This is a genomic window from Syntrophorhabdales bacterium (genome assembly GCA_035541455.1).
Classification (GTDB): Bacteria; Desulfobacterota; Syntrophorhabdia; order Syntrophorhabdales; family WCHB1-27; genus JADGQN01.
The window spans coordinates 35,964-57,547 of record DATKNH010000094.1 but is presented as its reverse complement, the minus strand read 5'-3'; the positions used below and the strand labels follow the sequence as shown (position 1 = coordinate 57,547).

Below are 21,584 nucleotides of genomic sequence, written 5' to 3'. Positions count from 1 at the left end.
ATGGTTTCGGTGTGAAAAAGGCTATAGAATGGCACGGTCCTGAATATTTCCGCATCATACACGGATGCGCTGTGGGGCGTGGCATTATCACTCATGCTTTTGGAACTCATCGCAGCAGCTTTTCAACCGTAATGTAGCACGTGGAAGCTTCTCGTACAATCTGCATGTTTCAGGAAGACATCCTTAGAAATCGCGAGGGGAAAGCTAATCGTGAATTTTGCAGGCCCATTCGAATTGAGTGCTTCACCTACAACTGGTGCGGCGGTCTGGACCCGAAGCGCTCAGCCTTGCCACAGACAACATGGTGGAATCTATCCAGCACTTTCAATAACAGGATCGATCGCTCCGTAATCGCAAGCTCTCGCGCATTCCAGGCAGCCCGTGCAACGCTCTTGATGTACGATCTTGGCGTGCTTATGCACGAAGACATTAATTTTGTCGAAAACATTTGCCGAGCACGCATCGACGCATTTCCAGCAGGCGTTACACTTTCTTGAATCGAAGCGGATATACGCGGTACCCTTTATCCCTCTCCACATGCACGTTGTCCTCACTCTTCTTGATCTTTGTCAACAGTCTCCCGGGTCAGCTTGCGATAGGCCCTTGTCATCCTCCTCGCACGGGACACAACGTGGATAGTCGCGAGCGTGATTAGAAACCAGCCGAGCTTGTCGTGACTTTCAATGAGGAGGAATCTTAGCTTATCCTTGGGGCCCAACAGAATCCATGATGCCATTGCAGTAAGGCATGTAGGTACGCATATCAGGAATAACCAGTACGAGAGCGGGGCGGAGGTTATGAGCTTCCAATGAAAGATGTGCCTGATGCTTACCGAGACAAATCTCCAGTTCAGCGAACAATGCCCTCCTCTCCCCGCTAGAAAGATGGTTGCCGATATCTTATGCAGCGATTCCCATCCGGACTTGTCCAAGCCTAGTAACCCTCCGGCAATCTGTGCATATGGTATTCAATCTGGATGAGAGAGCCGGTACTGGCTATGATGACAAAAACGGCAAATTTGAGCAGGTGCAGATAGAAGTTGTTTGTTGGCGAAATAGAGATGCCTTTAATAGTATTCATTGATCCGCTCCATACCTGACGGATTCTGTAAGACCAAACTGCAATTGCATTCTAAGTATGGCGCGGAAGCGGTGGCCTGTAATTAACAATCGTTAATTGTCTTGGTATCTCTTTTTCTTAATCTGCTCCTGATGCGGGACAATGAGACAGGGGTAACGCCCAGATACGATGCGACATACTGCTTGGGCAATCTTGCAACCAGGTCAGCGTTCTCCTCTAGCAGTTTAAGGTATCTCTTTTCCGGGTTGTCGAGTATATACGAAGAACAACGGTTCATATAATAAACCAGCCTTTTCATGAGAAACCTGCTGAAACCCGCCCTCATGGAAACACACTTACTGACAATTACTTCAAGGGTTTTCATCGGGATAAATCCAATTATCGAATCCTCAATGGTCTCTACGTAGAGCCTGCTGGGCGTCCCTGTCGTTGCGCTTTCGAATGAGGCGACCATCTGGTTCTCTACAAAGAACTGGAACGTGATCTCCTTGCCGTCTTCCTTGATGAAGTATTCCCTCAAGCACCCATTGATGACAATGAGTAGTTTCGTCGCGATTTCGCCCTCCGATAACAGGATGGTCCCCGAAGGCACCTCTTTGAAAGAGACAGCATTGAACAATTCCTCAAAGCTCTTTTCGTCCAGCGGAAACAGGGTGAACAACTGGTCTCTGTAATCTCGTTTCACTTGGTTGATCTCAACACTCCTGTGCGGTACATTACCACGTTACCACCCTAAAGCACGCACATCAAGGGAAACAGCATCACGCGCTCTTTCAGGAAGTGAGTGTGGAGGCTGACTCTTTCAGTTACACACACGCAAAGCCTTCGGGCTTGCAGCTTTCACGGCTAGAACAGGGCCAGGGATAGCGCTGCCCCGATCAATACAATGTACAAAAGATCCACCTTCTTGAAAAGTGCAATCAGGGAGGCCAGTACGATCAGCACGCGGAAAAGGTCCCAGGGCACCGCAATTGAAAATCTTATGACCACGTAAAGGAGGAGTCCCACGAAGGAGGCAAGGACGCCTTGCGTAGCTTTTAGGAACACGGCCGAACTTTTCAGCCTGTTGAAGAATGGCTCTATAAGGATGACCAATACGAACGAAGGGCCGAAAATTCCGACCGTCGCAACGATGGCACCCAGGACGCGATGCGTCAGGTATCCCACAAACGCTGCGGTGATGACTATCGGCCCGGGCGTTACCTGACCCAGGGCTATGCCGTCCATGAATGTCTGCGCGTCCATCCAACCCCTCACATGCACAACCTCCTGGAGCATCAGAGGCAGGGAAGCAAAGCCTCCGCCGAAGGCAAAAAGGTCGACCTTCATCATCAGGAGGACCAGTCTGAGAAGATCGGGACGGACGAGGTAAAGAAAAGCAAGTCCGGTAGCCAGAATTGCAAGAAGACTGGCAACAGGGATGGGAGAAATGCGTTTCTTCTGTATTTTTGACGGCTGTGTCTCAGGTGTTCCTTTTAACAAGCATATACCCGCAAGCGCTGCCCCGAGAATGACATAGAAGGGGCTCACACCCACCCAAAAGGCCAACGCAGAGGCGACCGCAAGTAACACATGTATATAGTGTTTTATGGAGCTTCTGCCGAACGTATAGGTGGCGTTTGCGACGATGGCGATGACGATTACCTGAAGTCCTGAAAAAACGGATGTTACCCGTGGCAGGCTTCCGTATGCGGCATAGACAGCGGAAAAGCCGAGCATAAGCAGGAAGGCCGGAAGGCCGAAGCCAATGTATGACACGAGTGCGCCAGGCAAGCCCCTCTTCTGCAGGCCCACGTACGCCACCGTCTGCATGAGGGTGGCGCCCGGAATGGATTGGGCGAGGACAACGCCTCCTTTGAAGGTCTGCGGATCCATCCATTTCTTGCGCTTCACCACGAATTCGCCGACGTAAGGGATCATCGCCGGTCCCCCGAAGGCCGTGGCGCCAAGGCGCAGGAACAAAAGAAAAAGATCTGTCAGGCTCGGCAGGTTATCTGCCGGCGCTTCGGATATCTCTCCTCTTTTCACTACAAGTTCCATCCTTCAGGTTTTCTTTAGGCTACAGTTTGAAATCAACTGCCTGCAACAGCCCTGAGCAGGAGGTCGACAACTATTACTTGTGTTCTTCTTTCTCGCAAGGATACTCCTCGTTTCCGTGGCATTCCTTGATCTGCTCTGGTGAGCACTCACGCGGCTTCCCCTTCAGTTTTCCCGAATGCTCGCATGTACAGCCGCACATTATGCTCGTCTCCTTTCTTTCATCATAATCCTATCTTGTAATATAAATGAAACTGGCCCCGGCGATCAGGGGTACATACCCTGCCGCTGCTGCGCCATCGCACTCTCAACCATATCGAGAAACTTTTTCTGCTGTTCGGCATTGAGCATCGACTTGAAGTCAAGCATGTGGGTAACAATGGTTTTCTGCATCTCCTGCTGTGTTGCGTTGATCTGGGCTATCGTAGCTTCGATTGCTCTCTGATCCGGATGATCCTCACGCATGAGGCCAAAGAGAATGGCTCTCAGCCTATCGACTTCCTCTCTTTTCTTCGTCATCTGTTCGTGAAACGGTAACGCCTTATCCTGGAACGCTTTGAGTTGCTCCGGTTTGAGTGAGAGGCTCTCGAAGAGATGAGCGCCGCCCGTATGAAGCTCATGCATGGTCGGTGGACGCCGATAGGCCGACTGCTTGTAATGGGTGTAGCCGGCGGCACCGAGAAAGGACAAATTGAGGATCACGGAGACGATCAGAAGGTACTTTAGGATGTTATCTCTCATCGGCAGCCCCCACCAGACTGACATACGCACCTCCAACAGAGCCGGGGGGTGTGGCCTGAAAGAGATCGAGTGAAAAGGATGAGTGCACGTTCGCCAGAATTGTCTGCTTTTCGGACGTTCTGTCTGCCATCAACACGTTGCCTGAGATGATGCCGACCATGAAGACGACGAGCGCCAGCACGAGCTCCGCCGCACGTAGTAACGTGCGATGGAACGCGAGGAAACCCCAGAACCGTGAAGGTTCCCTTTCCTCAAGATGTGCCACGACTCTGGTGGCGAAGCCATGGGGCGCCTCGAATCTGTCTGCAGAGGCGAAAAGCGTATGGATCGCCTGGATCTCCTCAAGTTCCTTTGTGCAGTCTGCGCAATCCCGGATATGCAGGGTAAAGGCCTCTTGTTCATCCGGGCCAAGATCATCATCAACATACCGGGAGATTAATTCTTTTATTTGTGAACACTTCATTGTTTCTCCCTCCATAGTGTTAGACGATTGAAAGCTGATTTTGTTCAAACAATGTTTTCATGCTACACCTTGCCTTGTAAGAGCCGGCGCAGTTCTTCGCGCGCCCTTGATATCCTTGATTTCACGGTCCCCAGAGAGACGTGCAGCACCTCTGCTATCTCCTCATACGAGAGTCCCTCCATTTCCTTGAGAATGATGGATGCCCTCATCTCCTCCGGAAGTTTCTGGAGCGCAGCCTGTAGCGTGCGACCGAGCTCCTTTGCCTGATAGAGCCGCTCGGGGGTTGGTTCAGACGAAGCCAGATCAGTGAGCAGGGACTCGTCTTCAAGCTGATCCGGGCGGGCTTTCTTCTTGTGGTCGAGGCAGGTGTTGACGGCGATGCGGTAAAGCCATGAATAGAGGGCGGACTCGGCCCTGAACTCCTTGACGTTGCTGTAGGCCTTCAGGAAAGTCTCTTGCGCGGCGTCCCGGGCGCTGTCGCTATCCTGAAGCATGTAGCAGCAGAGGTTGTAAATTTTATCCTGATATTTGCGGACCAGCTCACCAAACGCTGAAAGATCCCCCGCAATGCAACGCCTGGCCAAGTCTGGATCGTCAGCAAAGGGCGTCATGACTGCGCCGTTGTACGCAGGGTTTGCCAGCTCGCTGACAGCGAAGAATCGCTATGCATGGAGAAGAATACGATGACCACTGACAGAATAGAGGCGGACATCAAATCTCCGACCCATGTGGGTCCCTCGCTTGACGTCAGACCATGGCTTGCCCAGTTTTCGCCGTCGGAATGAAACCAAGCTGCGGTATCGCACATATCGTCTGATATATTAGACGATTAAGTGTCGATTTTGTTCAAAAAAAATCGGTTTGCAGCATCGACCGGGAATTGCCGGAGTGAGCCGATCAGGCTGGGGTAAGACAGTAATCAGCCTCGTGATGCTGCAAACCGTATGACTATTTCTCGACCACTACGACGAAATCGTATGCCGGTCCGCCCGCAAGCTGGGTTCTGATCCCCGCCGTGCCGGGCGTTGATCCCGCAGTTACGTGAAACCGCGCGATGCCGAGACGTGAGTAACCGGGACCGAACGGCTCGGGCTTGAGAATGACAGGAACACCGCTCAAGGTCACTGTTCCGATGGACTTGCCGTCACTCAGGATTTCAAGGTTTCCACCTGAGGATGGCTTCAGTGAAATCGCTGAACGACAGGTATCAGGCAACGTCACAAGAATATCTATGGGAAGGCCAGTCTCCTGACCCACTTTAACGCGTTGCCAGTTCTCGTTTTTGAAAGCGTGAAGCTGGTTATACGCCGCCACGTTCGGTACGGGTTTTGGGGTGATAGTGGCAATCGCCTGCGTCTTGCCTGATAAATCACCGGCATCCACGTACTCAATGGCGATGGGGTAGTCCCCAGCCTGAGGGTTCGTAGGTCCCCAGCGCAGGTGGATCGATTTGAGCCCCGGGCGTTCCGGCGGTCCCGCAGGAAGCGCAGCCGTGAGCTTGAGGACAATCGTACGGGGGTCCTGAGGATCGAGGCCCACGGTAAATGGCGAATCTATCGATCCGTGCGTCCATCCGTTCAAAAGGACCGCCTGAGGGGCATGGGCCGACTGCGGTGTGAACGCTTGAGGGAACGTAAACCGGAAGGTTGCGCCTGCGGGAAAGGCATAGCCCGGTACATACGGGTCCGGGGATTTGTCAAAATAGACCCACGCCTCGAACGGGTAGCCGGCAGCCAGTCCTTCACTGCACATGGGCTGGATGACGACCACGGCTTTCGGCGCCGCCGCGTAAGCGGAAGAGCACAAAAGAGCGACCATCAAAAGAGCACCAAACATGCTTATTTGACGCAGTTTAGCTGAAAACATTTTCCGATACAGATGCTGACTCATGAACAATCTCCTTTTACCTTTAATATGATCAGATTGCGGGCTTTCTTGTTTAGACGATTGAGATTCGATTTTGTTCCAAGGAATTTTAGCAGCAACGTTTTTCTTGATGTGCAGTCACAAACCAAAGGCTCATGCTATCCGGCGAACTCAACTGCAGTACTGTCCTCGACGTAGCGCTGGTCTTTGCTGCCTTGACCACGTCGTCCTTACGAACCGGAGCCAAGACCTCGCATCTGCCCCTGATCCTTCACGTGTTGCCGTCCAGCACGTTCAAGGGAGAACGAATTGCAACTGCTCCAGGATGAGCCGCCGACTTCCGCGGCCTTAGGCGCCAGTAGAAAACAGCCCCGATGCCGATGGTGAAAAGGCCCCAGAAGACGGTGGCAGGGTTCTCGAGGAGCATCAGACAAACGATTATCCCGTTGCCTGCGATAAATACGAGAGGGGTGACGGGATAGCCGAACGTGCGGTAGGCGCCGGCTGCAACCTTCTGTGTAGTTTTGAGGCGGAGGAGCCCGATAACGGTGAGGATTGAAAAAAGGGAGAGGGTGAATCCGATATACAAAAGAAGCTTCTCGAACGAGGAGGTGAGGATCATGCTGATCGAGATCGTTGCCTGCAGCACGATGGCAAGCACAGGCGTTTGGCGCCGGTCGTGCACCCTCCCGAAGCGGGCAAAGAATGCTCCGTCCCTTGACATCGCATAATAAACCCTCGGCCCCGTGAGAATCATGGCGCTCAGGGCAGAGAGAAGGCCCACGGCGATAGCGCCGGTGAGCAACCGACCCGTACCGTCCCCGAAGAGAGCTGACGCCGCTTTTTCTCCGACCTCCAGAACACCGCGCATCTCGCCGATGGGCAGTGCATAGATGTAGACGGCGTTGAGCGCGAGATAGCTGATGATCACGGTAAGGGTGCCGGCAAAGAGGGAAAGAGGTATGTTGCGTCCTGGGTTCCTTATCTCGCCGCCCAGGTAAGCGGCTGCATTCCAACCGCTATAGGCAAACGAGATGAAGATGAGCGATGTGGCGAACCCTCCGCCAACGAGGGACGTCACTCTGAACTCACTCGAAAAATGAGAGAGGGAGCCACGCCCCACGAGGAAGCCCCCCACAATGAAAGCCGCAATCACGGCGAGCTTGAACACAGTCAGCACCCCCTGCACTCGGCTGCCTAACCGGACACTATGCATGTGGACAAGCGAAAGGACGATAACGGCGAGGACCGCCATAAAGCTTGCGGTAGAAACGAGGACAATATCCCGTCCGAAAAGGGTAAACGTGAAAAGCGTCACCGAGGGGAGCGAGAAGGCTTTTGTGAGATAGGCAGAGAAGGCAATGGCGGACGCGGCAATGGGGGCGGAAAAACCGACGGCCAGGGATACCCAGCCGGATAGGAAGGCGGGCATGGGCCCAAAAGCTTGTTTAAGATAGGCGTAGTCCCCTCCCGCCTTCGGAAAGCGAGAACCGAGTTCGCCATAGCAGAGCGCCCCGCAGAGGGCGAAGATGCCGCCCACGAGCCAGCAGAGAAGAAGCGGTACCGGATGGGCAACGTCCCGGGCAACAAAGCCGGAGGTGGTGAAGACGCCGGTACCGACCATGTTGGCTATGACGACGATAGTCGCGGAGAAGAAGCCAATTTGCCTGGTGAGGCCGGGCGTGCGTAGCTTGTGGTTATCCATTCGGCTGATCCTTTTCTACCGGTTGCTGCGGTGACCAGGCATCACTTCTTTGCCTGTTCGAAAATCAGAAAATACTGCTTCGGCAGGAAGTCGTACTGCTTCAGGAAGGAGTATCCCGAAGCACTGAGTTCGGCTTTGAGCTGGTCGGGCGTGCTGCGCGCGCTAACCGGAGGACCGTCCGGCGAATCCATGCGATAGTCGATGATCGCGATACGTCCGTCCGGTTTCAGCGAATCGTGAAGCTTCGTGAGGTAGCGGGCCCTATTTTCGATGTGATGGAACGTGTCCACGATGATGATCAGGTCCACTTTTTCGGGCAGGCGCGGATCATCCGGAGCAGCCTGCACCGGGATGACGTTGGTTAACCCCATGCTTTTTGCGCGCTCGGTGAGGTACTTCATCATGTCGGGCTCGGTGTCAACCCCGTAGACCTTGCCTTTTGGTACCATGTGGGCAATCCTCACCGTGAAGTAACCGGTGCCGGAACCGATGTCCGCAACGACCGCATCGGGTTTGAGTGCCAGCGCCTGGATCACTTCATGGGGCTTTTGCCACGAATCACGGTCCGGGTCGTCGAACTCCTTCGCCCATTGCGCCGCGCCCTGAAAGCTATGGTGAGCGGTGTCGTGATGCGTCTGAGCAGCTACAGGTATTACAGATACTAGGGCACATACCAGGGTAACTAAAAACGTTGAGACGAATGAAACTCGGATCATTCTTCACCTCCGGGAATAGTTGACCGGTTGCGGTCGTGCAACTCTTTTCTATGACGGCTGATAAAGGCAGTTTCGTCAGAGGGGCTCTTATCTGAAGTCAACCACGTCCAGTGCACTCTTTCGGTTCGAATCAGACAAGACTGCGCTCGCTCATCTGGCATCTGATGTATTAGACGATTGTGTTTCGATTTTGTTCCAAAAGAAATAGTTGCGGCTTGCTGTGGCCGACTGGGAAGTCCCGCAAACGAAGTAATCAAACCAAAGTAAGGCAGTGATCAGCTTCTCGGCAGCGCAAACCGCATGCCCATGTCTCGGCCCCGACTACGAAATTGCGTACCGGTCACCGGTGAGCTTCTCCTTGACTTCCGCGACGTGTGAGATCAACGCTTTCCGTTCATAACAGCGCACCGTGCGAGAAATAACTGCATGCTCACTTTTCAGGAAGCAAGAAATCAAATCTATTGTAAGACGCGCTCATACAGGATCTCGATGTTCCTTGCGAAATTTACTGTATCGCAGAGTGGGGAGCAAGCAAGACGGTTCCGCATGGTATGACGCAGCCCCCTTAGCCGCGCGGGTGTGTCGGGATGCTTGGCCAGAGCAATGGCGCAGGAGATATAATCGTCGAGGCTCCTGCAGATGAATTCTGTCAGACCGGCTGCCCTGTTGATGGAAGCGCTTTGACGCGCAGCCCATCGATCTCCACGAAACGTGATCACCGGCACTCCCTGCCAGACAGCCTCTGATGTGGTCGTGCCCCCATTATAGGGGAAAGTGTCCAAGGCCAAGTCCACGCAGCCGTAGGCCGCCAGAAAGTCAAAATGATTGGCAGAGCCTTCCATGGTGATCCGGTCTCGCGCCACGCCGTGAGATTCAAAACGTTTTTCAAGAAACTCCTGGTTCGCCGGAGAGTCGAGCGTGGCATTCTTCAAGAACAGCCGTGCGTCTGGAGCGGAGGCGAGGATACACGCCCACGCTTCTACCACCGGCTCGGTTATTTTGTACTGAGATGCCAGACATCCGAACGTCAATTTCCGGGTGGAGAGAATGGGTGGATCAACCACATCCGGTACCGGGTACAGGACCTCGAATGTGAGATAGCATCCGGGAACACGGAGCACCTTCTCCGTGTAGAATTGTTCTTCCTCGGGAGGGATAACCACATCATCACCGATCACGTAGTCATAACAAGCCATACCAGAAGTGGCATACAGGTTGAACCATCCGATGATAACAGGGGCGGGCTTGAGGGCGATGACTGCCAGTCGGTCAACCCTACTGTACCCGTTGAGATCCACCAGAAGATCCAAGTTACACCTTTCGATCCACTCGGCAGTCGCCTGGTTGGAAAGCCCGGTTATGTCGTGGTAGCGGTCCACAGGATGCTTTCGATAACACGGGCGGCACGCTGCTTCCGGACAATCCGAGAAAATGAAAATCTCGAAGCGGTCCCGATTATGATGGTTAAGAAGCCCCCACACAGGCTTCATCCAGTTGTGCGACTGAAGAAAGGAGGACAAATAGCCGACTCTTATCCGACGGCCCTGAACTGACGCACGTAGGAAGTTTTTATAAGGGTCGAGAGGTGGAAGGTGGGTTTCCGCCCAAGAACGTCGCGCTTCCAGAACGGTGCTGTTGGTTGCGCTCGGGCTGCCTGGGATCAGTGTGGCAATTGCAGTCCGCGGCAAAAACCCTTTGCCCAAGGTCAGCGCTCCCCGGAACCTTTCTATCGCCTCATCAGTCAATCCGAGTTTGTGGAGAACCTTGCCCAAGTTGTGATGCGTCTCACCCTGCTCCGGCGCGAGCGATAGCGCCTTCCGGAAACAGTCTAGCGCTGTGGCTTCATACCCTTTCTTCTCCCAGGCGCAGCCCTGCGCGTACCATGCTGGATGAAAACGCTCATCGAGTCGGAGCACCTCCCGATAGACGGCAATCGCCTCGTCCAACTGCGAGTGGCCATGCAATTTCGTGGCTTTCTCAAAGAGATCAGCCACGGCTATTGGTGGGGACGCTTCTCCGTCGGTTAGTGTCGGCTTCATATTTGCGATACGCTCTGTCCTTACGGTTACCACGTGAAACATTGATGGTCAAGAAGAAACGCAAACGTGAGCAGTAGGAGGAAGCAATTGCTGAAATCGCTAAACCCTATTTTGAAAACCGCCTGATGAGGGCAGGGGTCCTAGGGCTTTTGTGTTCACCGTTCCAATGATCTCAAACAACCCTTCTCCCATACCACACAGTCTTCGTCTCTGGAAGAAGTTTTCTCGGGAAAGTCGTCTGCAGTGTCAAAGTCGCAGGAGAAGCTCTGCGTTGCCGTGTGCGATTCTCTCTTTGTCGGCTGGGCTCACCGGGAGTTGTTCTAAGAATTGGAGCGCCTCCGTCAATGAACCATAGGGATAGTCGGCCGAGAATATGATTCGGTGGGCACCCACCTCAGAGAACAGGTCAAGGAATGGAGGGGTGAAGTTGAAACCGCTGATCGTGTAGTAGACGTTCTCTCGCAGATAAACGCCGGTCGGGCGACGCAGTTTCGTCACTGCCATCGGCAGGTTGCGATCTATTCTGGGAAGCATAAATGGAAGGGCTTCTCCCAAGTGGCCAATGATAAGCTGCAAGCGCGGATATTGATCGAATGCTCCGCTCAGAATGAGGCGGAGAGTATGAGTTGCGGTTTCAATGTGCCATCCCCAACCTGAAGTCGACAGAATCTTCGCCACCTCTGGTGCGTAGTTCCCTTTGTAATAAGCCTCGACGATCGCCCGCGGAGGCGGGGTTGGATGGAGGTACAGTGGCACCTGGAGTGCTTCGGCACGCTCCAGGATTGGCCAGAAGAACTTGTCGTCAAGGTAACGACCCCTGGTGTGACCATTGATGCATGCTCCCTTGAAGCCGTGCTTACGGACCGTGCGCTCCAATTCCTCAGCGGCAGTTTCCGGAGACATGGTGGGCAAGCTGGCGAACCCGGCGAAACGCGTCGGGTGGCGTTGCACCGCATCTGCGACTATATCATTTGAGTCGCGGGCCAGTTTGATTGCCTCAGTCGCGTCGAGTTGTTCCACTCCGGGGGAGTTCAGAGAAAGTACTTGAACATCGATACCTGCTGCGTCCATATCAGCGATCCTACGTTCCCCGAGATCGGCCGCTATATCTTGCAACCTGCCCGCCGCCGGCGTGGCCGGGTCCCCTGTAGCGTTCAGGAAGGCAGAGGTCATGAAGTGCTCCTCCACTGTAATCGTCCGCATCCTCTTTTTTGACACTTCTGCCGCTTCTGACATGTCGGCACCTCCTTCATGGCGGTCGTTCGTCGGGCCTCCGGCAAGACTATGTGATTACACACAAGCTGTCAAGCGAAATGCACTTAACCAATGCACCTAACCTTCTTGTCTGAAGGATAGAGTGTCAGGAATAATCACGCACCACTCCATTTCGGTTGTTGGCGTGAAAAAGGTTGCACCATTACCTTTCGAAAGGTGGTGGCACCGTCTCGAATCCGAACGGGTGCTGATTCCTAACGAAAAGGGGCTCAACCGTATGCGCGGTAAGCCCCTTATTAGTCAACCACTCAACTACTTAACAACTCAACGATTCAATTCACACTTGGTCTGGGATAAAGCCCCGCTGCCTTAACCATCTCCGGAACTTTCTCTTCCCATTCAATGGCCATGATGTGGACCCCGGCAACACCTTTGATCTGCCGGACCTGCTCGATCATCTCAACAGCGATCTTTATCCCCTCTTCCGCGACCTTCTCTTTTGGAACACCCTTCAGACGATCGATCAACTCATCGGGCACGTCCATACCGGGCACAGAAGTTTTCATGTACCGTGCCATGCCGATGGACTTGCATGGCGTTATGCCCGCGAGGATGTAAACCTTCTCATGCACGCCAAGATCCCGCACCATCTCCATCCATTTTTCAAACTTCGGCACGTTGAAGATGCACTGGGTCTGCACAAACTGTGCTCCGGCTGCTGCTTTCTTTGCCAAACGCATGGCCCTTATCTCAAAGGGATCGGCAAAGGGGTTTTCAGCGCATCCGATAAAGAGATCGGGCCGCGTGCCTTTCACCTCTTCGCCGCCCAGGAATTTGCCATCATCGCGAAGCCTTTTGACCGTCTGGATGAGCTGCATTGAATCTATATCGTACACGTTCTTTGCCGTGGGATGATCACCGAAGCGCTGATGGTCCCCGGAAAGACAGAGAAGATTATTGATGCCCAATGCAGACGCTCCCAGAATATCGCTCTGTATCGCAATTCTGTTTCTGTCCCTGCAGACCATCTGCATAATAGGATCGAAGCCCATTTCCTTCAGAACAAGTGAGGCTGACATGCTGGACATTCTTACCACGCTCGTCTGGTTGTCGGTTACGTTCACCCCGTCCACGTATCCCTTCAGGTGAGCCCCTTTCTTCCTGACCACTTCCGCGTCCGCTGCTCTCGGGGGACCGCATTCGCCTGTAACGGCGAAATTCCCGCTTTTCAGGATTTTCTCCAGATTGCTCGCGCTCATATCTTCAGATCCTCCCTTACCCGTTTTCTCGGGCCCCCATCGCGGCTCGTCGACCAGTCTTTAAGCGGCTGTATCTCCAGATACCTGTCGAGCATGTTCATCTCCTTCAACCTGTCGACGATGAGCTGCCAACCGCATGGAATATCCTTGTTCACCTCGCACTTTCCACCCTGAGACCCGCCGCACGGCCCGTTGAAGATGCTTTTCGCACAGCGGGTGACCGGGCATATACCGAGTGTTTTATCGAGAATGCAGTTGCCGCATCCGAGGCAACGCTCTGCCCAGACACCGTGTTCTTCGGTCACGCCGTCAAATGTCGTATTCACCGCGGGCAGGACGAGCTTCTCTCTGTAATGCTCAGCTACGAACTGGATGCCGCAACCACATGCCATCGAGAGGATCATCTCGGTGTCGCCAATAACACTCTTGAGGCTCTCGACATACTCCGGATCACAATTGCGCTCGATCACGTGCTCGGTGATTTCTATCGGCCTTCCCTCCTTTTCCCTGTGCATCTTCAACTCGGAGGCAAGTATTGCCACTTCTTTGGCTCCGCCTGTTGCGCAGACGGTAACACACTCATTGCAACCCAGGAGCAGTATTTTCGAGTACGGTTTGATGAATTCGACAAGCTCTTCAAAGGGTTTTCTATTCGCTACGATCATATCTGACTCCTTGTCAAAAGTGAGCAGTAAACAGTGAGCAGTTGAGTGAGAACAACCAACCCGACCGTTGTATGCGCAACTCTATTGCACGCCTTCAAACGATATGTTGTGCGGTGCCGCAAACTTACTCCATCTTTCCACTGCTCACTGCTCACTGCTCACCCTCTTCTTCGTGGGGTTCGGTCCCAACTGCCTGATCTTTTCCGTCATCTCCCGGGCAATCTCTGCAAAACGCTGCCCCTGGGCTGAAGACAGGTTGTACATGGCCAAACGTTCTGCACCGACACCGCATTCATCCAGCAGTTGCCTGGCATAGCCGACACGTTTCTTGGCCCTGAGGTTACCCACCAGGAAATGGCATTCTCCTTCCAGACAGCCTGCCAGGTAAACCCCATCAGCGCCATCCTCAAATGCCTTGAGCATGTGGATTACATCCACTCTTCCTGTGCAAGGCACTTTGAGCACCTTCACGTTCGTCGGATAATTGAGTCGCATCGAACCTGCCAGGTCCGCGGCAGTGTACGCTCAGTGCTCACAGCAGAATGCGATAATTTCCGGCTCGAATGTTCCCATCACTGTGCTCCTCGCGCCACGAGTGCGCCTGCTTTTTCAACGATCTGCACGTCCCTGTAATGCATCAACTCAATCGCCTTGGCCGGGCACTCTGACACACAGGTGCCGCAACCCTTGCATTTGCTCACGTCTATTTCCGCTTCGCCCTTCTCATTGATGACCGGGACGTGGTACGGACAGACTCTCACGCAGCTCAGGCAGGCAGCGCATTTGTCGGCCGTGACGTCAGCCACGACGCCGCCGACCATGAGCTTCTCCTTGGCTAGTATGGTACATGCCTTTGCAACGGCCGCTTCGGCCTGCGTTATACTCTCCCTGATATTTTTCGGGGAATGGGCAAGCCCGGCCAGGTAAAGGCCGTCGGATGCAAAGTCGACCGGACGAAGTTTCATGTGTGCTTCGAGGAAGAAGCCCTCGTTGGTCCTGGCGCATTTCAGTAGCGTGCCCAAGTCTGCATTCTCCCTGGGGATAACCGCGGACGAGAGCGCCAGCAGGTCAGCCTCGAGTTGCAATTCTTCCATGATGGAAGGGTCGAAGCAGGAGAGCACCAGCCGGCCATTTGCTGCATTGAGTACAGGCGGTCTCTCTTTATCATATCTGATGAAGCGTACGCCTTCCCGTCTCGCCTTGAGGTAGTATTTTTCCAGATATCCATAGGTCATGATATCCCTGTAGAGGATAACCACGTCCCGTTCGGGGTTCTGCTCTTTTAAATGCAGGGCGTTCTTGATCGCCGTGGAACAGCAGATTCTGCTGCAATAGGGGCGCTCATCATTTCGCGAACCCACGCACTGGATCATGGCTACCCTGTCTGCCCTGGGAAGTGCGCGCTTGACCAGCTTTTCTTCCAGTTCCATCTGGGTCATCACGCGCTCGTCCTCGCCGTACGCGTAGAGGCCGCGAGGCTTAAACTCCTCACCACCTGTCGCAACAATCACAACGCCGTGCTGCAACTTCGTTTCCTTTTTCGTGGGAGCATGCACCAGGCCTGTTTCGAAATTGCCCTTGAACCCCGAATGGTCTGCCACCCTGGTTTCTGTCATCACGTGGATCAACGGATGCGCCGTAGTCTGCTCTATGAGGTTGGAGAGGAATTCCTGCGTGTCGAGGCCGTCAACCGTGGCGTAGACATGCCTCATGTTGCCACCCAGTTCTGCTTCTTTCTCCACAAGAAAAACTTCGAAATTCTGGTTGGCGAGTTTCAGGGAAGCTGTCATGCCAGCAAGGCCGCCGCCCAGTACGAGCGCTTTCTTGTTCACGTTGACCGAGATCTCTTTGAGCGGCTTGATCTCGTTGGCATTCATGACAGCCATACGCACAAGGGTCTTGGCTTTCTCGGTTGCGCTCTCCTTGTCTTTCTGATGCACCCAGGAACATTGGTCACGTATGTTGGCCATCTCGAACAGGTACTTATTGAGTCCTGCTTCCCTGATCGTTGTTCTGAAAAGAAATTCGTGGGTCCTCGGCGAGCAGGAGGCAACAATGACACGGTTGAGTCGCTGCTCGTCCAGCACCTTCTTCATCTTCTCCTGCGTGTCCTGTGAACACGTGAAAAGATTTTCATCTGCAATCACCACGTTCGGCAGGCTCCTCGCGTACGCCGCAACTTCGGGCACATTGACCACACCGGCTATGTTGACGCCGCAATCACACACAAAGACACCGATGCGCGGTTCTTCATTCGCCACATCCCTCTCTTCAGGCAGCTCTTTGATGACAAGGTTTTTGCCACGCGCCTCTGCAATGACGCTGGCAGCTTCGCATGCTGCACCGGATGCCTGGGTCACCGTCTCCGGTATGTCTTTAGGAGACTCGCACGCCCCGCTCACAAAAATGCCCTCACGCGTAGTCAGCAACGGGTTGCGCGGCGAGGATTTCACAAAACCATATTCGTTCAGCTCGACCCCGAGCACGCCGGCAAGCCTGGCCAGATGTTCGGCGGGCCGCATGCCTACCGAAAGAACAACCATGTCGAACATTTCTGACTTGGTGTTACCATCTTCATCAACGTAAAAGACTTCGATGTCCTTACTCTTCGGATCTTCCAGGAGCCTTGAAATTGCCGATTTTACATAGCGGATGCCGTGCTCATGCTTGGCGCGCTCGTAATACTGGTCAAACCCTTTACCGAAAGCGCGTACGTCCATGTAGAAAATAGTGGGCTCCAGGTCATGCTGATGCTCTTTCGCGATGAATGCTTCTTTGGTGGCGTACATGCAGCAGACCGACGAGCAGTATTCGTGCACCTTGTCCCTGCTTCCCACGCACTGCAGCCACGCAACCTTCTTAGGGATCTTTCCGTCAGACGGACGCATGACGATGCTGCAGGTAGGACCGGTTGCCGAGAGTATCCGCTCGAACTCTGTGCTGGTCACTACGTTCTTGTACTGACCGTAACCCAGTTCCGGCTTCAATGAGGGGTCGTATTCGGTGAGGCCCGCCGCAACAACGATACTCCCGACATTGAGCTTCTCTTCCGTGGCCTCCATCAGGTAGTTAACGGCTTCCGGTTTACACGCCTCTTCGCAGAGTTTGCACCCCAGACATCTCCTGCAGTTCAGGCACCGCTCTGCCTCGGCTCTGGCTGCGGCTTCGTCGAGAGTCAGATCGACTTCATCAAAGCCTGTCCTCTGTTCCAGCGGGATCGCAGGGATAGCCACGCGAACTTTTCGCTCGATATCCAGCGGCGCATGCAGAACCAGCTCATCCTCGCGTGCGAGCCTGCCCTCTCTGAGATCCCTTCCTTCCAGGTAACGTTTTATTGACTCGGCAGCTTTCTGCCCCTGATCTATTGCGTCGATCGCCATCCTCGGTCCGGTGACAATATCGCCTCCGGCAAAAACACCCTTCGCCGCCGTCTCCAGCGTGCAAGCATCAGCCTTTATCCATCCGCCCCGGAAAGGCTCTGTGCTGCTCAGGTCCTTCATGAAATCGGTCTCGGGCGACTGGCCGATCGCGAGGACGACGGTCTCAGCGCTGAAAGCTCTGGCCACATCCACGTCGTAGCAGGGGCTGAAACGGCCGAATTCGTCAAAGACGTTGGTGCACCTTTTGAACTCAATACCTTTCACGCTGCCGTCCGCTGCCCTGATGATGTTCGGTCCCCACGCAGTGTGGATCTTTATCCCTTCCTGCAGTGTCTGCTCCAGTTCCGATTTACTCGCGGGCATCTCTTCCCAGCGCTCGAGGCAGACCATGTGAACATCTTCCACCCCGAGACGCTTGGCCGTGAGTGCAACGTCCACAGCAACATTTCCCCCGCCAACGACGATCACCCTCTTCCCAAGCTGGAGGGGCTTCTTTTCATTGGAGAGTCGCAGGAACTCGATGCCGGTCATCACGCCCCGCGCGTCCTCGCCTTCTATGCCGAGCCTTCTTCCGCCGGAGGCACCGCAACCGATATAGACTGCATCGAATTTCTCGTGAATCTCTTTCAGGGATATGTCTTTCCCGACCCTTATGTTGTAGCGAACCTCGACGCCCGCCTTTTCGACCAGTGCTGTTTCGCGCTCGAGCACGTCTTTGGGAAGCCGGTATGCAGGGATGCCCCAGTAGAGCATGCCGCCCAATTTGCCGGACGCCTCAAATATCGTTACTCCGAAGCCTGCCCTTCTCAGATCGAGAGCGCACGCCATGCCGGAGGGACCGCCGCCCACAATGGCAACGCGTTTACCCCTGTCCTGGCCGGCAACGGGGACGGGTATTTCTCTCTTGCCTATCTCGTAATCAGCAACGAATCTCTTCAGCGCGCAGATCGCGATTGGCTGATCAACTTTCTCGCCCCTGATACAGACACTTTCGCAGGGATGGTTGCAGATGCGGCCGATCACACCGGGAAACGGCAGCCTTTCCCGAATCACGTCGAGCGATTCAAGGTACTTGCCCTGTGCAATGAGCCCCACGTAGTCACGCGCGTTCAGATTGACCGGGCACCTGTTCACGCAGGGAGGGATCTCTCTGTCTATCATATAGGTGGATGGAATGGCCTGCGGGAAACTGATATAGGCAGCGCTTCTGCGGGAGAGGTCTTCGTTGTAATCCGCAGGCACTTCAAGGGGACATTGAGGAGCACAGAGGCCACAGGAGGTGCACTTCTCTTTTATGATCCTTCGCGGTCTCCGTTTGAGCGTGACGGTAAAATTACCCGGCTCACCTTCGAGCGCGACCACTTCGCTCGCCATGAGAAGCTCTATGTTGGGGTTTCTTCCTGTCTCCACCAGCTTCGGTGCCATGATGCACATAGAGCAATCGTTCGTGGGAAACGTCTTGTCGAGCTGCGCCATTTTGCCGCCGATGTTCGGCTTCTCGTCCGCAAGATAGACCTTGAAACCAGCCTCTACCAGGTTGAGGGAGGCCTCCATGCCGCCAATGCCGCCGCCGACAACGAGTACTTTACCGACCTTATCCATGTTGCCTCATCACCTCTTTCTATATACGGGATGCCTTTCTTCGAACCCGACAATCTCGACGAGATTTCGCTTGAGCAGATCTTTCATGTAGTCGAACGTTCTCGACTCATCCATAGAAAGCTCCTGTGCGAGCGCGGGGACCGTGGCATCTTTCTCGGAAAGCGCTTTTAATATCCGGGCCCTGTCAAAGCCTGCGCGCAGAAGGGGGTCAAAAATCAGACTGAACTGCCGCTCGGTGAATGTCTCGCCGTACACATTCTTATCCATGAGGTACGACTTCCGATCGAGGAGCCTTTTCAGTTTCTCCATGCCCTCCGGGTCATACGATTTTATGAAATCAAGCCTTTCCTCTAACTCCATATCAGGCCTCCTTCACCTTCGAAAGCAACGTGTCCGCGGCTATCATATGGGATGCGGCACCCAGCATCTTACCGTAGAGGGAAAGCTCGAACACCTCCGAAAGGAAAAGCACGGGGAGCGCCTCTTTGGTTCTGCCTAAAGAAGGGAGAAGGTCAAGATTCATCTGGCACAAGGGGCAAGGCGTCACTATCGCGTCGGCGCCAAGCACGATGGCCATGTCCACAATCCTGTCAGAAAGTCTCCGGGTCATATCTTTGTTGGTAAGCGTCTTGCTCGCGCCGCAGCACTCCATCTTGAAGGGCCAACGGAGCACGTTAAGCCCGGCCGCAAAAAGCAACCTGTCCATGCTCTCCGGGTTCTCCTTGTCATCGTACGGCTTGACGCGCATCATCCGCGTGAGCACGCACCCGTAGTACGGAACAACTTTCAATGCGGAAAGATCGTACTTCCTGTCGCGCGCCAGTATCTCCACTCCCACGTAATCGTCCAGAACTTCGATAATATTCTTCACTTCAACAGAGGCGCTCGTCTGGAGAGGCTCGATGATGCTGTTCATCTCCTTCTGCAAATCCGCATCAGAGCGGATCATCTCATTGGTCACCTTTGCCCTGTTGTAACAAGCGGAACACGGGGCAAAGAGGTCGCATTCCGCCTTCTCTGCCAGCGCCAGGTTTCTCGCTGCGAGCGCATGGCCGAGCCGTTCGTCTACTGTTGGTGCTGCCGATGCGCCGCAGCAGGACCAGTCATCGATCTCTTTGAGTCTGATCCCGTATCTCCCGAAAATTTTCTGTATGGACGCCTCGTAGAACTTGCTTGACGATTTGAGAGAGCATCCCGGATAATATGCAAGCGTTGCCGCCATCTCACTCTCCTCGGGCCTTTTTAAACAGGGCCTTCATGCCTTCTCTGTCTTTTATATTATGAGGGAGCAGCCCCATTCTCCCCTTCCTCATCATGCCCATGCCCATTTTTGTATCCTCGAAGAAGTTCTTCTTGTCCATCTTGTACTTGAGGATCGTCTCTATTTCGTACAACCTGCCGTGCTTCTTCACGCTGTCGAGGAAGTAATTGTCGAACTTCCACGTATCCAGATTTTTTGCTTTGCCTTCTTTGACTGCAATCTTCCGCAACGTGTCGATCACAAGGGCAATGTCTATATCATTGGGGCAGCGGATACTGCAGGTGGTGCACTGCAGGCAGGACCAGATCATCTTCGAGGTGAGTACTCTCTCCCTTTCGCCCAGGATCACGTACCTCATCAGCCGGTGGGGTGAGAAATCCATCTCAGGGAGCGCAGGACAACCGTTCGTGCAGCGATAGCACTGGTAGCACGCCGCGATGTTCTCGCCCGTCTTCTGTTCCATCTCCCTTAAAAAGCCCGGCCCGCTTGCAGGTCCGGTCATCTGGCCACTCCTCGCATCATCCATGGGTCTCCCTCGCAAGACAACAGCCCGGAACACTCCTGCTCCGGGCCATATTCAAACATTAATATATAAGAATATATTCTATCAGGTCGCAATCTCTTTTTAAACCGCCCTGCCGGTATCAGAGCTCCAACCATGAGTCTGAGTAGAGCGTCTGCCCGAGCAGCACGCGGGCAGTCTTGACGTACTCCACCTCCTCTTTCGAGAGCTTTGCCATATCGACCGGCTCACCATCCATTACCTTGTGCACCAGCGCTTCCAGCCCAGGCATCTTGTCCTGGCAGATGGCTGCCATTTCAGCGTCAAAGGCATCGACTATGGCGGAATACATCCCGTACCTTTTCAACATGATGAGATACGTGCGATTCAGGATTCCCCTGAGATGCCCCGGCGCTCCATTGGAAATGTTCGAAAGACCGCAGGTGGATTTACACGTAGGCGCGATATCCTTCAACATCATGACAAACTCGGTACAGCCCTGGACCTGAATCTGCTGGGTATTGATGGGCAGCACGATCGGGTCTATCCACAGATCGTCCTCGCCAATGCCGAACTCGGCAGCCTTCGCAAGGTGCTCGGCCGCCAGCATGCCCCGCTCATTTGCGTCTCTCGGAATTCCTTCAACGCCGAGCGTGAGAGCAATATAGGGCGCCTTGTATTTCTGCGCCAAAGGAACAAGAACTTCCATGCGTTCCGGCCTGGCCGATACCGAGTTGATCAGCGGTCTACCCTTATGGGCTTTGAGCCCGGCTTCCATCGCCTCTACGTTCGTTGTGTCGAGGGAGAGGGGTATGTTCGGCACAACTTCCTGAACGGTCTTGACAACCCACTCCATCAATTCTGCCCCTGCCTTCCGGGCTGGCCCCAGGTTGATATCGATGAGATCTACGCCCGCTTTTGCTTCAGCTTCTGCCATCTCCCTTATGGGCGCAGGATTACGATCCTTTAATGCCTCGCCGATTTTCTTCGCTATAACGTTCAGATTCTCTCCTATTCGCAGTACCATAGCTCCTCCTTTTCAAAACAGGCTAA

The 21,584-nt window shown here is 54.0% G+C and carries 20 protein-coding genes; all 20 read right to left on the bottom strand.

The window, feature by feature from the left end; all coding sequences use genetic code 11:
• Nucleotides 1–550 precede the first annotated feature (550 nt).
• The 20 genes from VMT71_09910 to VMT71_09815 all read right to left on the bottom strand — a co-directional run bounded on the left by VMT71_09910 (nucleotide 551) and on the right by VMT71_09815 (nucleotide 21,558).
• Nucleotides 551–931 carry a hypothetical protein gene (locus VMT71_09910; protein HVN24275.1) on the bottom strand — a complete coding sequence of 127 codons (381 nt, stop codon included), beginning with the start codon at nucleotides 929–931 and terminating at the stop codon, nucleotides 551–553.
• Between the two features lie 2 nt (nucleotides 932–933).
• Nucleotides 934–1,080 (bottom strand): hypothetical protein, encoded by a 147-nt coding sequence (locus VMT71_09905; protein ID HVN24274.1) that lies wholly within the window; start codon nucleotides 1,078–1,080, stop codon nucleotides 934–936.
• 82 nt (nucleotides 1,081–1,162) lie between these two features.
• Nucleotides 1,163–1,765, bottom strand: a complete 603-nt coding sequence (locus VMT71_09900) for a Crp/Fnr family transcriptional regulator (protein ID HVN24273.1) — start codon at nucleotides 1,763–1,765, stop codon at nucleotides 1,163–1,165.
• A 161-nt stretch (nucleotides 1,766–1,926) separates the two neighbouring features.
• The gene (gene chrA, locus VMT71_09895) at nucleotides 1,927–3,108 is read right to left on the bottom strand and encodes a chromate efflux transporter (GenBank protein HVN24272.1); all 1,182 of its coding nucleotides are present in this window, start codon (nucleotides 3,106–3,108) and stop codon (nucleotides 1,927–1,929) included.
• Between the two features lie 276 nt (nucleotides 3,109–3,384).
• Nucleotides 3,385–3,858: a periplasmic heavy metal sensor gene (locus VMT71_09890; GenBank protein ID HVN24271.1), complete on the bottom strand. Its 474-nt coding sequence runs from the start codon at nucleotides 3,856–3,858 to the stop codon at nucleotides 3,385–3,387.
• Complete coding sequence (locus VMT71_09885) at nucleotides 3,848–4,321, bottom strand: zf-HC2 domain-containing protein (protein ID HVN24270.1); 474 nt, start codon at nucleotides 4,319–4,321, stop codon at nucleotides 3,848–3,850. Before VMT71_09885 ends, VMT71_09890 begins: the two co-directional genes overlap by 11 nt.
• Nucleotides 4,322–4,383: 62 nt before the next feature.
• Nucleotides 4,384–4,932 (bottom strand): sigma-70 family RNA polymerase sigma factor, encoded by a 549-nt coding sequence (locus tag VMT71_09880; GenBank protein HVN24269.1) that lies wholly within the window; start codon nucleotides 4,930–4,932, stop codon nucleotides 4,384–4,386.
• Nucleotides 4,933–5,269: 337 nt separating this feature from the next.
• Nucleotides 5,270–6,211: a hypothetical protein gene (locus tag VMT71_09875; GenBank protein HVN24268.1), complete on the bottom strand. Its 942-nt coding sequence runs from the start codon at nucleotides 6,209–6,211 to the stop codon at nucleotides 5,270–5,272.
• A gap of 247 nt (nucleotides 6,212–6,458) precedes the next feature.
• The gene (locus tag VMT71_09870; GenBank protein ID HVN24267.1) at nucleotides 6,459–7,892 is read right to left on the bottom strand and encodes an amino acid permease; all 1,434 of its coding nucleotides are present in this window, start codon (nucleotides 7,890–7,892) and stop codon (nucleotides 6,459–6,461) included.
• A gap of 41 nt (nucleotides 7,893–7,933) precedes the next feature.
• Nucleotides 7,934–8,608: a class I SAM-dependent methyltransferase gene (locus tag VMT71_09865; GenBank protein HVN24266.1), complete on the bottom strand. Its 675-nt coding sequence runs from the start codon at nucleotides 8,606–8,608 to the stop codon at nucleotides 7,934–7,936.
• Nucleotides 8,609–9,066: 458 nt separating this feature from the next.
• Entirely contained in the window at nucleotides 9,067–10,647 is a 1,581-nt protein-coding gene (locus tag VMT71_09860) for a tetratricopeptide repeat protein (protein HVN24265.1), read from the bottom strand.
• 246 nt (nucleotides 10,648–10,893) lie between these two features.
• Complete coding sequence (locus VMT71_09855) at nucleotides 10,894–11,883, bottom strand: amidohydrolase family protein (protein HVN24264.1); 990 nt, start codon at nucleotides 11,881–11,883, stop codon at nucleotides 10,894–10,896.
• 311 nt (nucleotides 11,884–12,194) lie between these two features.
• Entirely contained in the window at nucleotides 12,195–13,121 is a 927-nt protein-coding gene (locus VMT71_09850) for a methylenetetrahydrofolate reductase (protein ID HVN24263.1), read from the bottom strand.
• Complete coding sequence (locus tag VMT71_09845) at nucleotides 13,118–13,786, bottom strand: methylenetetrahydrofolate reductase C-terminal domain-containing protein (protein HVN24262.1); 669 nt, start codon at nucleotides 13,784–13,786, stop codon at nucleotides 13,118–13,120. Before VMT71_09845 ends, VMT71_09850 begins: the two co-directional genes overlap by 4 nt.
• 144 nt (nucleotides 13,787–13,930) lie before the next feature.
• Nucleotides 13,931–14,359 carry a hydrogenase iron-sulfur subunit gene (locus VMT71_09840; protein HVN24261.1) on the bottom strand — a complete coding sequence of 143 codons (429 nt, stop codon included), beginning with the start codon at nucleotides 14,357–14,359 and terminating at the stop codon, nucleotides 13,931–13,933.
• On the bottom strand, nucleotides 14,359–18,768 hold the full coding sequence (locus VMT71_09835) for an FAD-dependent oxidoreductase (GenBank protein ID HVN24260.1): 4,410 nt from the start codon (nucleotides 18,766–18,768) through the stop codon (nucleotides 14,359–14,361). The genes VMT71_09840 and VMT71_09835 overlap by 1 nt, the downstream gene beginning before the upstream one ends.
• 9 nt (nucleotides 18,769–18,777) lie before the next feature.
• Nucleotides 18,778–19,128: an ArsR family transcriptional regulator gene (locus VMT71_09830; protein HVN24259.1), complete on the bottom strand. Its 351-nt coding sequence runs from the start codon at nucleotides 19,126–19,128 to the stop codon at nucleotides 18,778–18,780.
• Nucleotide 19,129: 1 nt separating this feature from the next.
• Nucleotides 19,130–19,990: a heterodisulfide reductase-related iron-sulfur binding cluster gene (locus VMT71_09825; protein HVN24258.1), complete on the bottom strand. Its 861-nt coding sequence runs from the start codon at nucleotides 19,988–19,990 to the stop codon at nucleotides 19,130–19,132.
• Between the two features lies 1 nt (nucleotide 19,991).
• Complete coding sequence (locus VMT71_09820) at nucleotides 19,992–20,531, bottom strand: 4Fe-4S dicluster domain-containing protein (GenBank protein ID HVN24257.1); 540 nt, start codon at nucleotides 20,529–20,531, stop codon at nucleotides 19,992–19,994.
• A gap of 142 nt (nucleotides 20,532–20,673) precedes the next feature.
• Complete coding sequence (locus tag VMT71_09815; GenBank protein HVN24256.1) at nucleotides 20,674–21,558, bottom strand: dihydropteroate synthase; 885 nt, start codon at nucleotides 21,556–21,558, stop codon at nucleotides 20,674–20,676.
• Nucleotides 21,559–21,584 lie beyond the last annotated feature (26 nt).

Excerpts from the sequence above, each read along its gene's own strand:
- VMT71_09860 (HVN24265.1), bottom strand. The coding sequence starts at position 10,647 with ATGAAGCCGACACTAACCGACGGAGAAGCGTCCCCACCAATAGCCGTG.
- VMT71_09835 (HVN24260.1), bottom strand. The coding sequence starts at position 18,768 with ATGGATAAGGTCGGTAAAGTACTCGTTGTCGGCGGCGGCATTGGCGGC.
- VMT71_09850 (HVN24263.1), bottom strand. The coding sequence starts at position 13,121 with ATGAGCGCGAGCAATCTGGAGAAAATCCTGAAAAGCGGGAATTTCGCC.
- VMT71_09815 (HVN24256.1), bottom strand. The coding sequence starts at position 21,558 with ATGGTACTGCGAATAGGAGAGAATCTGAACGTTATAGCGAAGAAAATC.
- VMT71_09830 (HVN24259.1), bottom strand. The coding sequence starts at position 19,128 with ATGGAGTTAGAGGAAAGGCTTGATTTCATAAAATCGTATGACCCGGAG.
- VMT71_09855 (HVN24264.1), bottom strand. The coding sequence starts at position 11,883 with ATGTCAGAAGCGGCAGAAGTGTCAAAAAAGAGGATGCGGACGATTACA.
- VMT71_09890 (HVN24271.1), bottom strand. The coding sequence starts at position 3,858 with ATGAGAGATAACATCCTAAAGTACCTTCTGATCGTCTCCGTGATCCTC.
- VMT71_09865 (HVN24266.1), bottom strand. The coding sequence starts at position 8,608 with ATGATCCGAGTTTCATTCGTCTCAACGTTTTTAGTTACCCTGGTATGT.
- VMT71_09885 (HVN24270.1), bottom strand. The coding sequence starts at position 4,321 with ATGAAGTGTTCACAAATAAAAGAATTAATCTCCCGGTATGTTGATGAT.
- VMT71_09875 (HVN24268.1), bottom strand. The coding sequence starts at position 6,211 with ATGAGTCAGCATCTGTATCGGAAAATGTTTTCAGCTAAACTGCGTCAA.
- VMT71_09905 (HVN24274.1), bottom strand. The coding sequence starts at position 1,080 with ATGAATACTATTAAAGGCATCTCTATTTCGCCAACAAACAACTTCTAT.
- VMT71_09820 (HVN24257.1), bottom strand. The coding sequence starts at position 20,531 with ATGACCGGACCTGCAAGCGGGCCGGGCTTTTTAAGGGAGATGGAACAG.
- VMT71_09880 (HVN24269.1), bottom strand. The coding sequence starts at position 4,932 with ATGACGCCCTTTGCTGACGATCCAGACTTGGCCAGGCGTTGCATTGCG.
- VMT71_09870 (HVN24267.1), bottom strand. The coding sequence starts at position 7,892 with ATGGATAACCACAAGCTACGCACGCCCGGCCTCACCAGGCAAATTGGC.
- VMT71_09845 (HVN24262.1), bottom strand. The coding sequence starts at position 13,786 with ATGATCGTAGCGAATAGAAAACCCTTTGAAGAGCTTGTCGAATTCATC.
- VMT71_09825 (HVN24258.1), bottom strand. The coding sequence starts at position 19,990 with ATGGCGGCAACGCTTGCATATTATCCGGGATGCTCTCTCAAATCGTCA.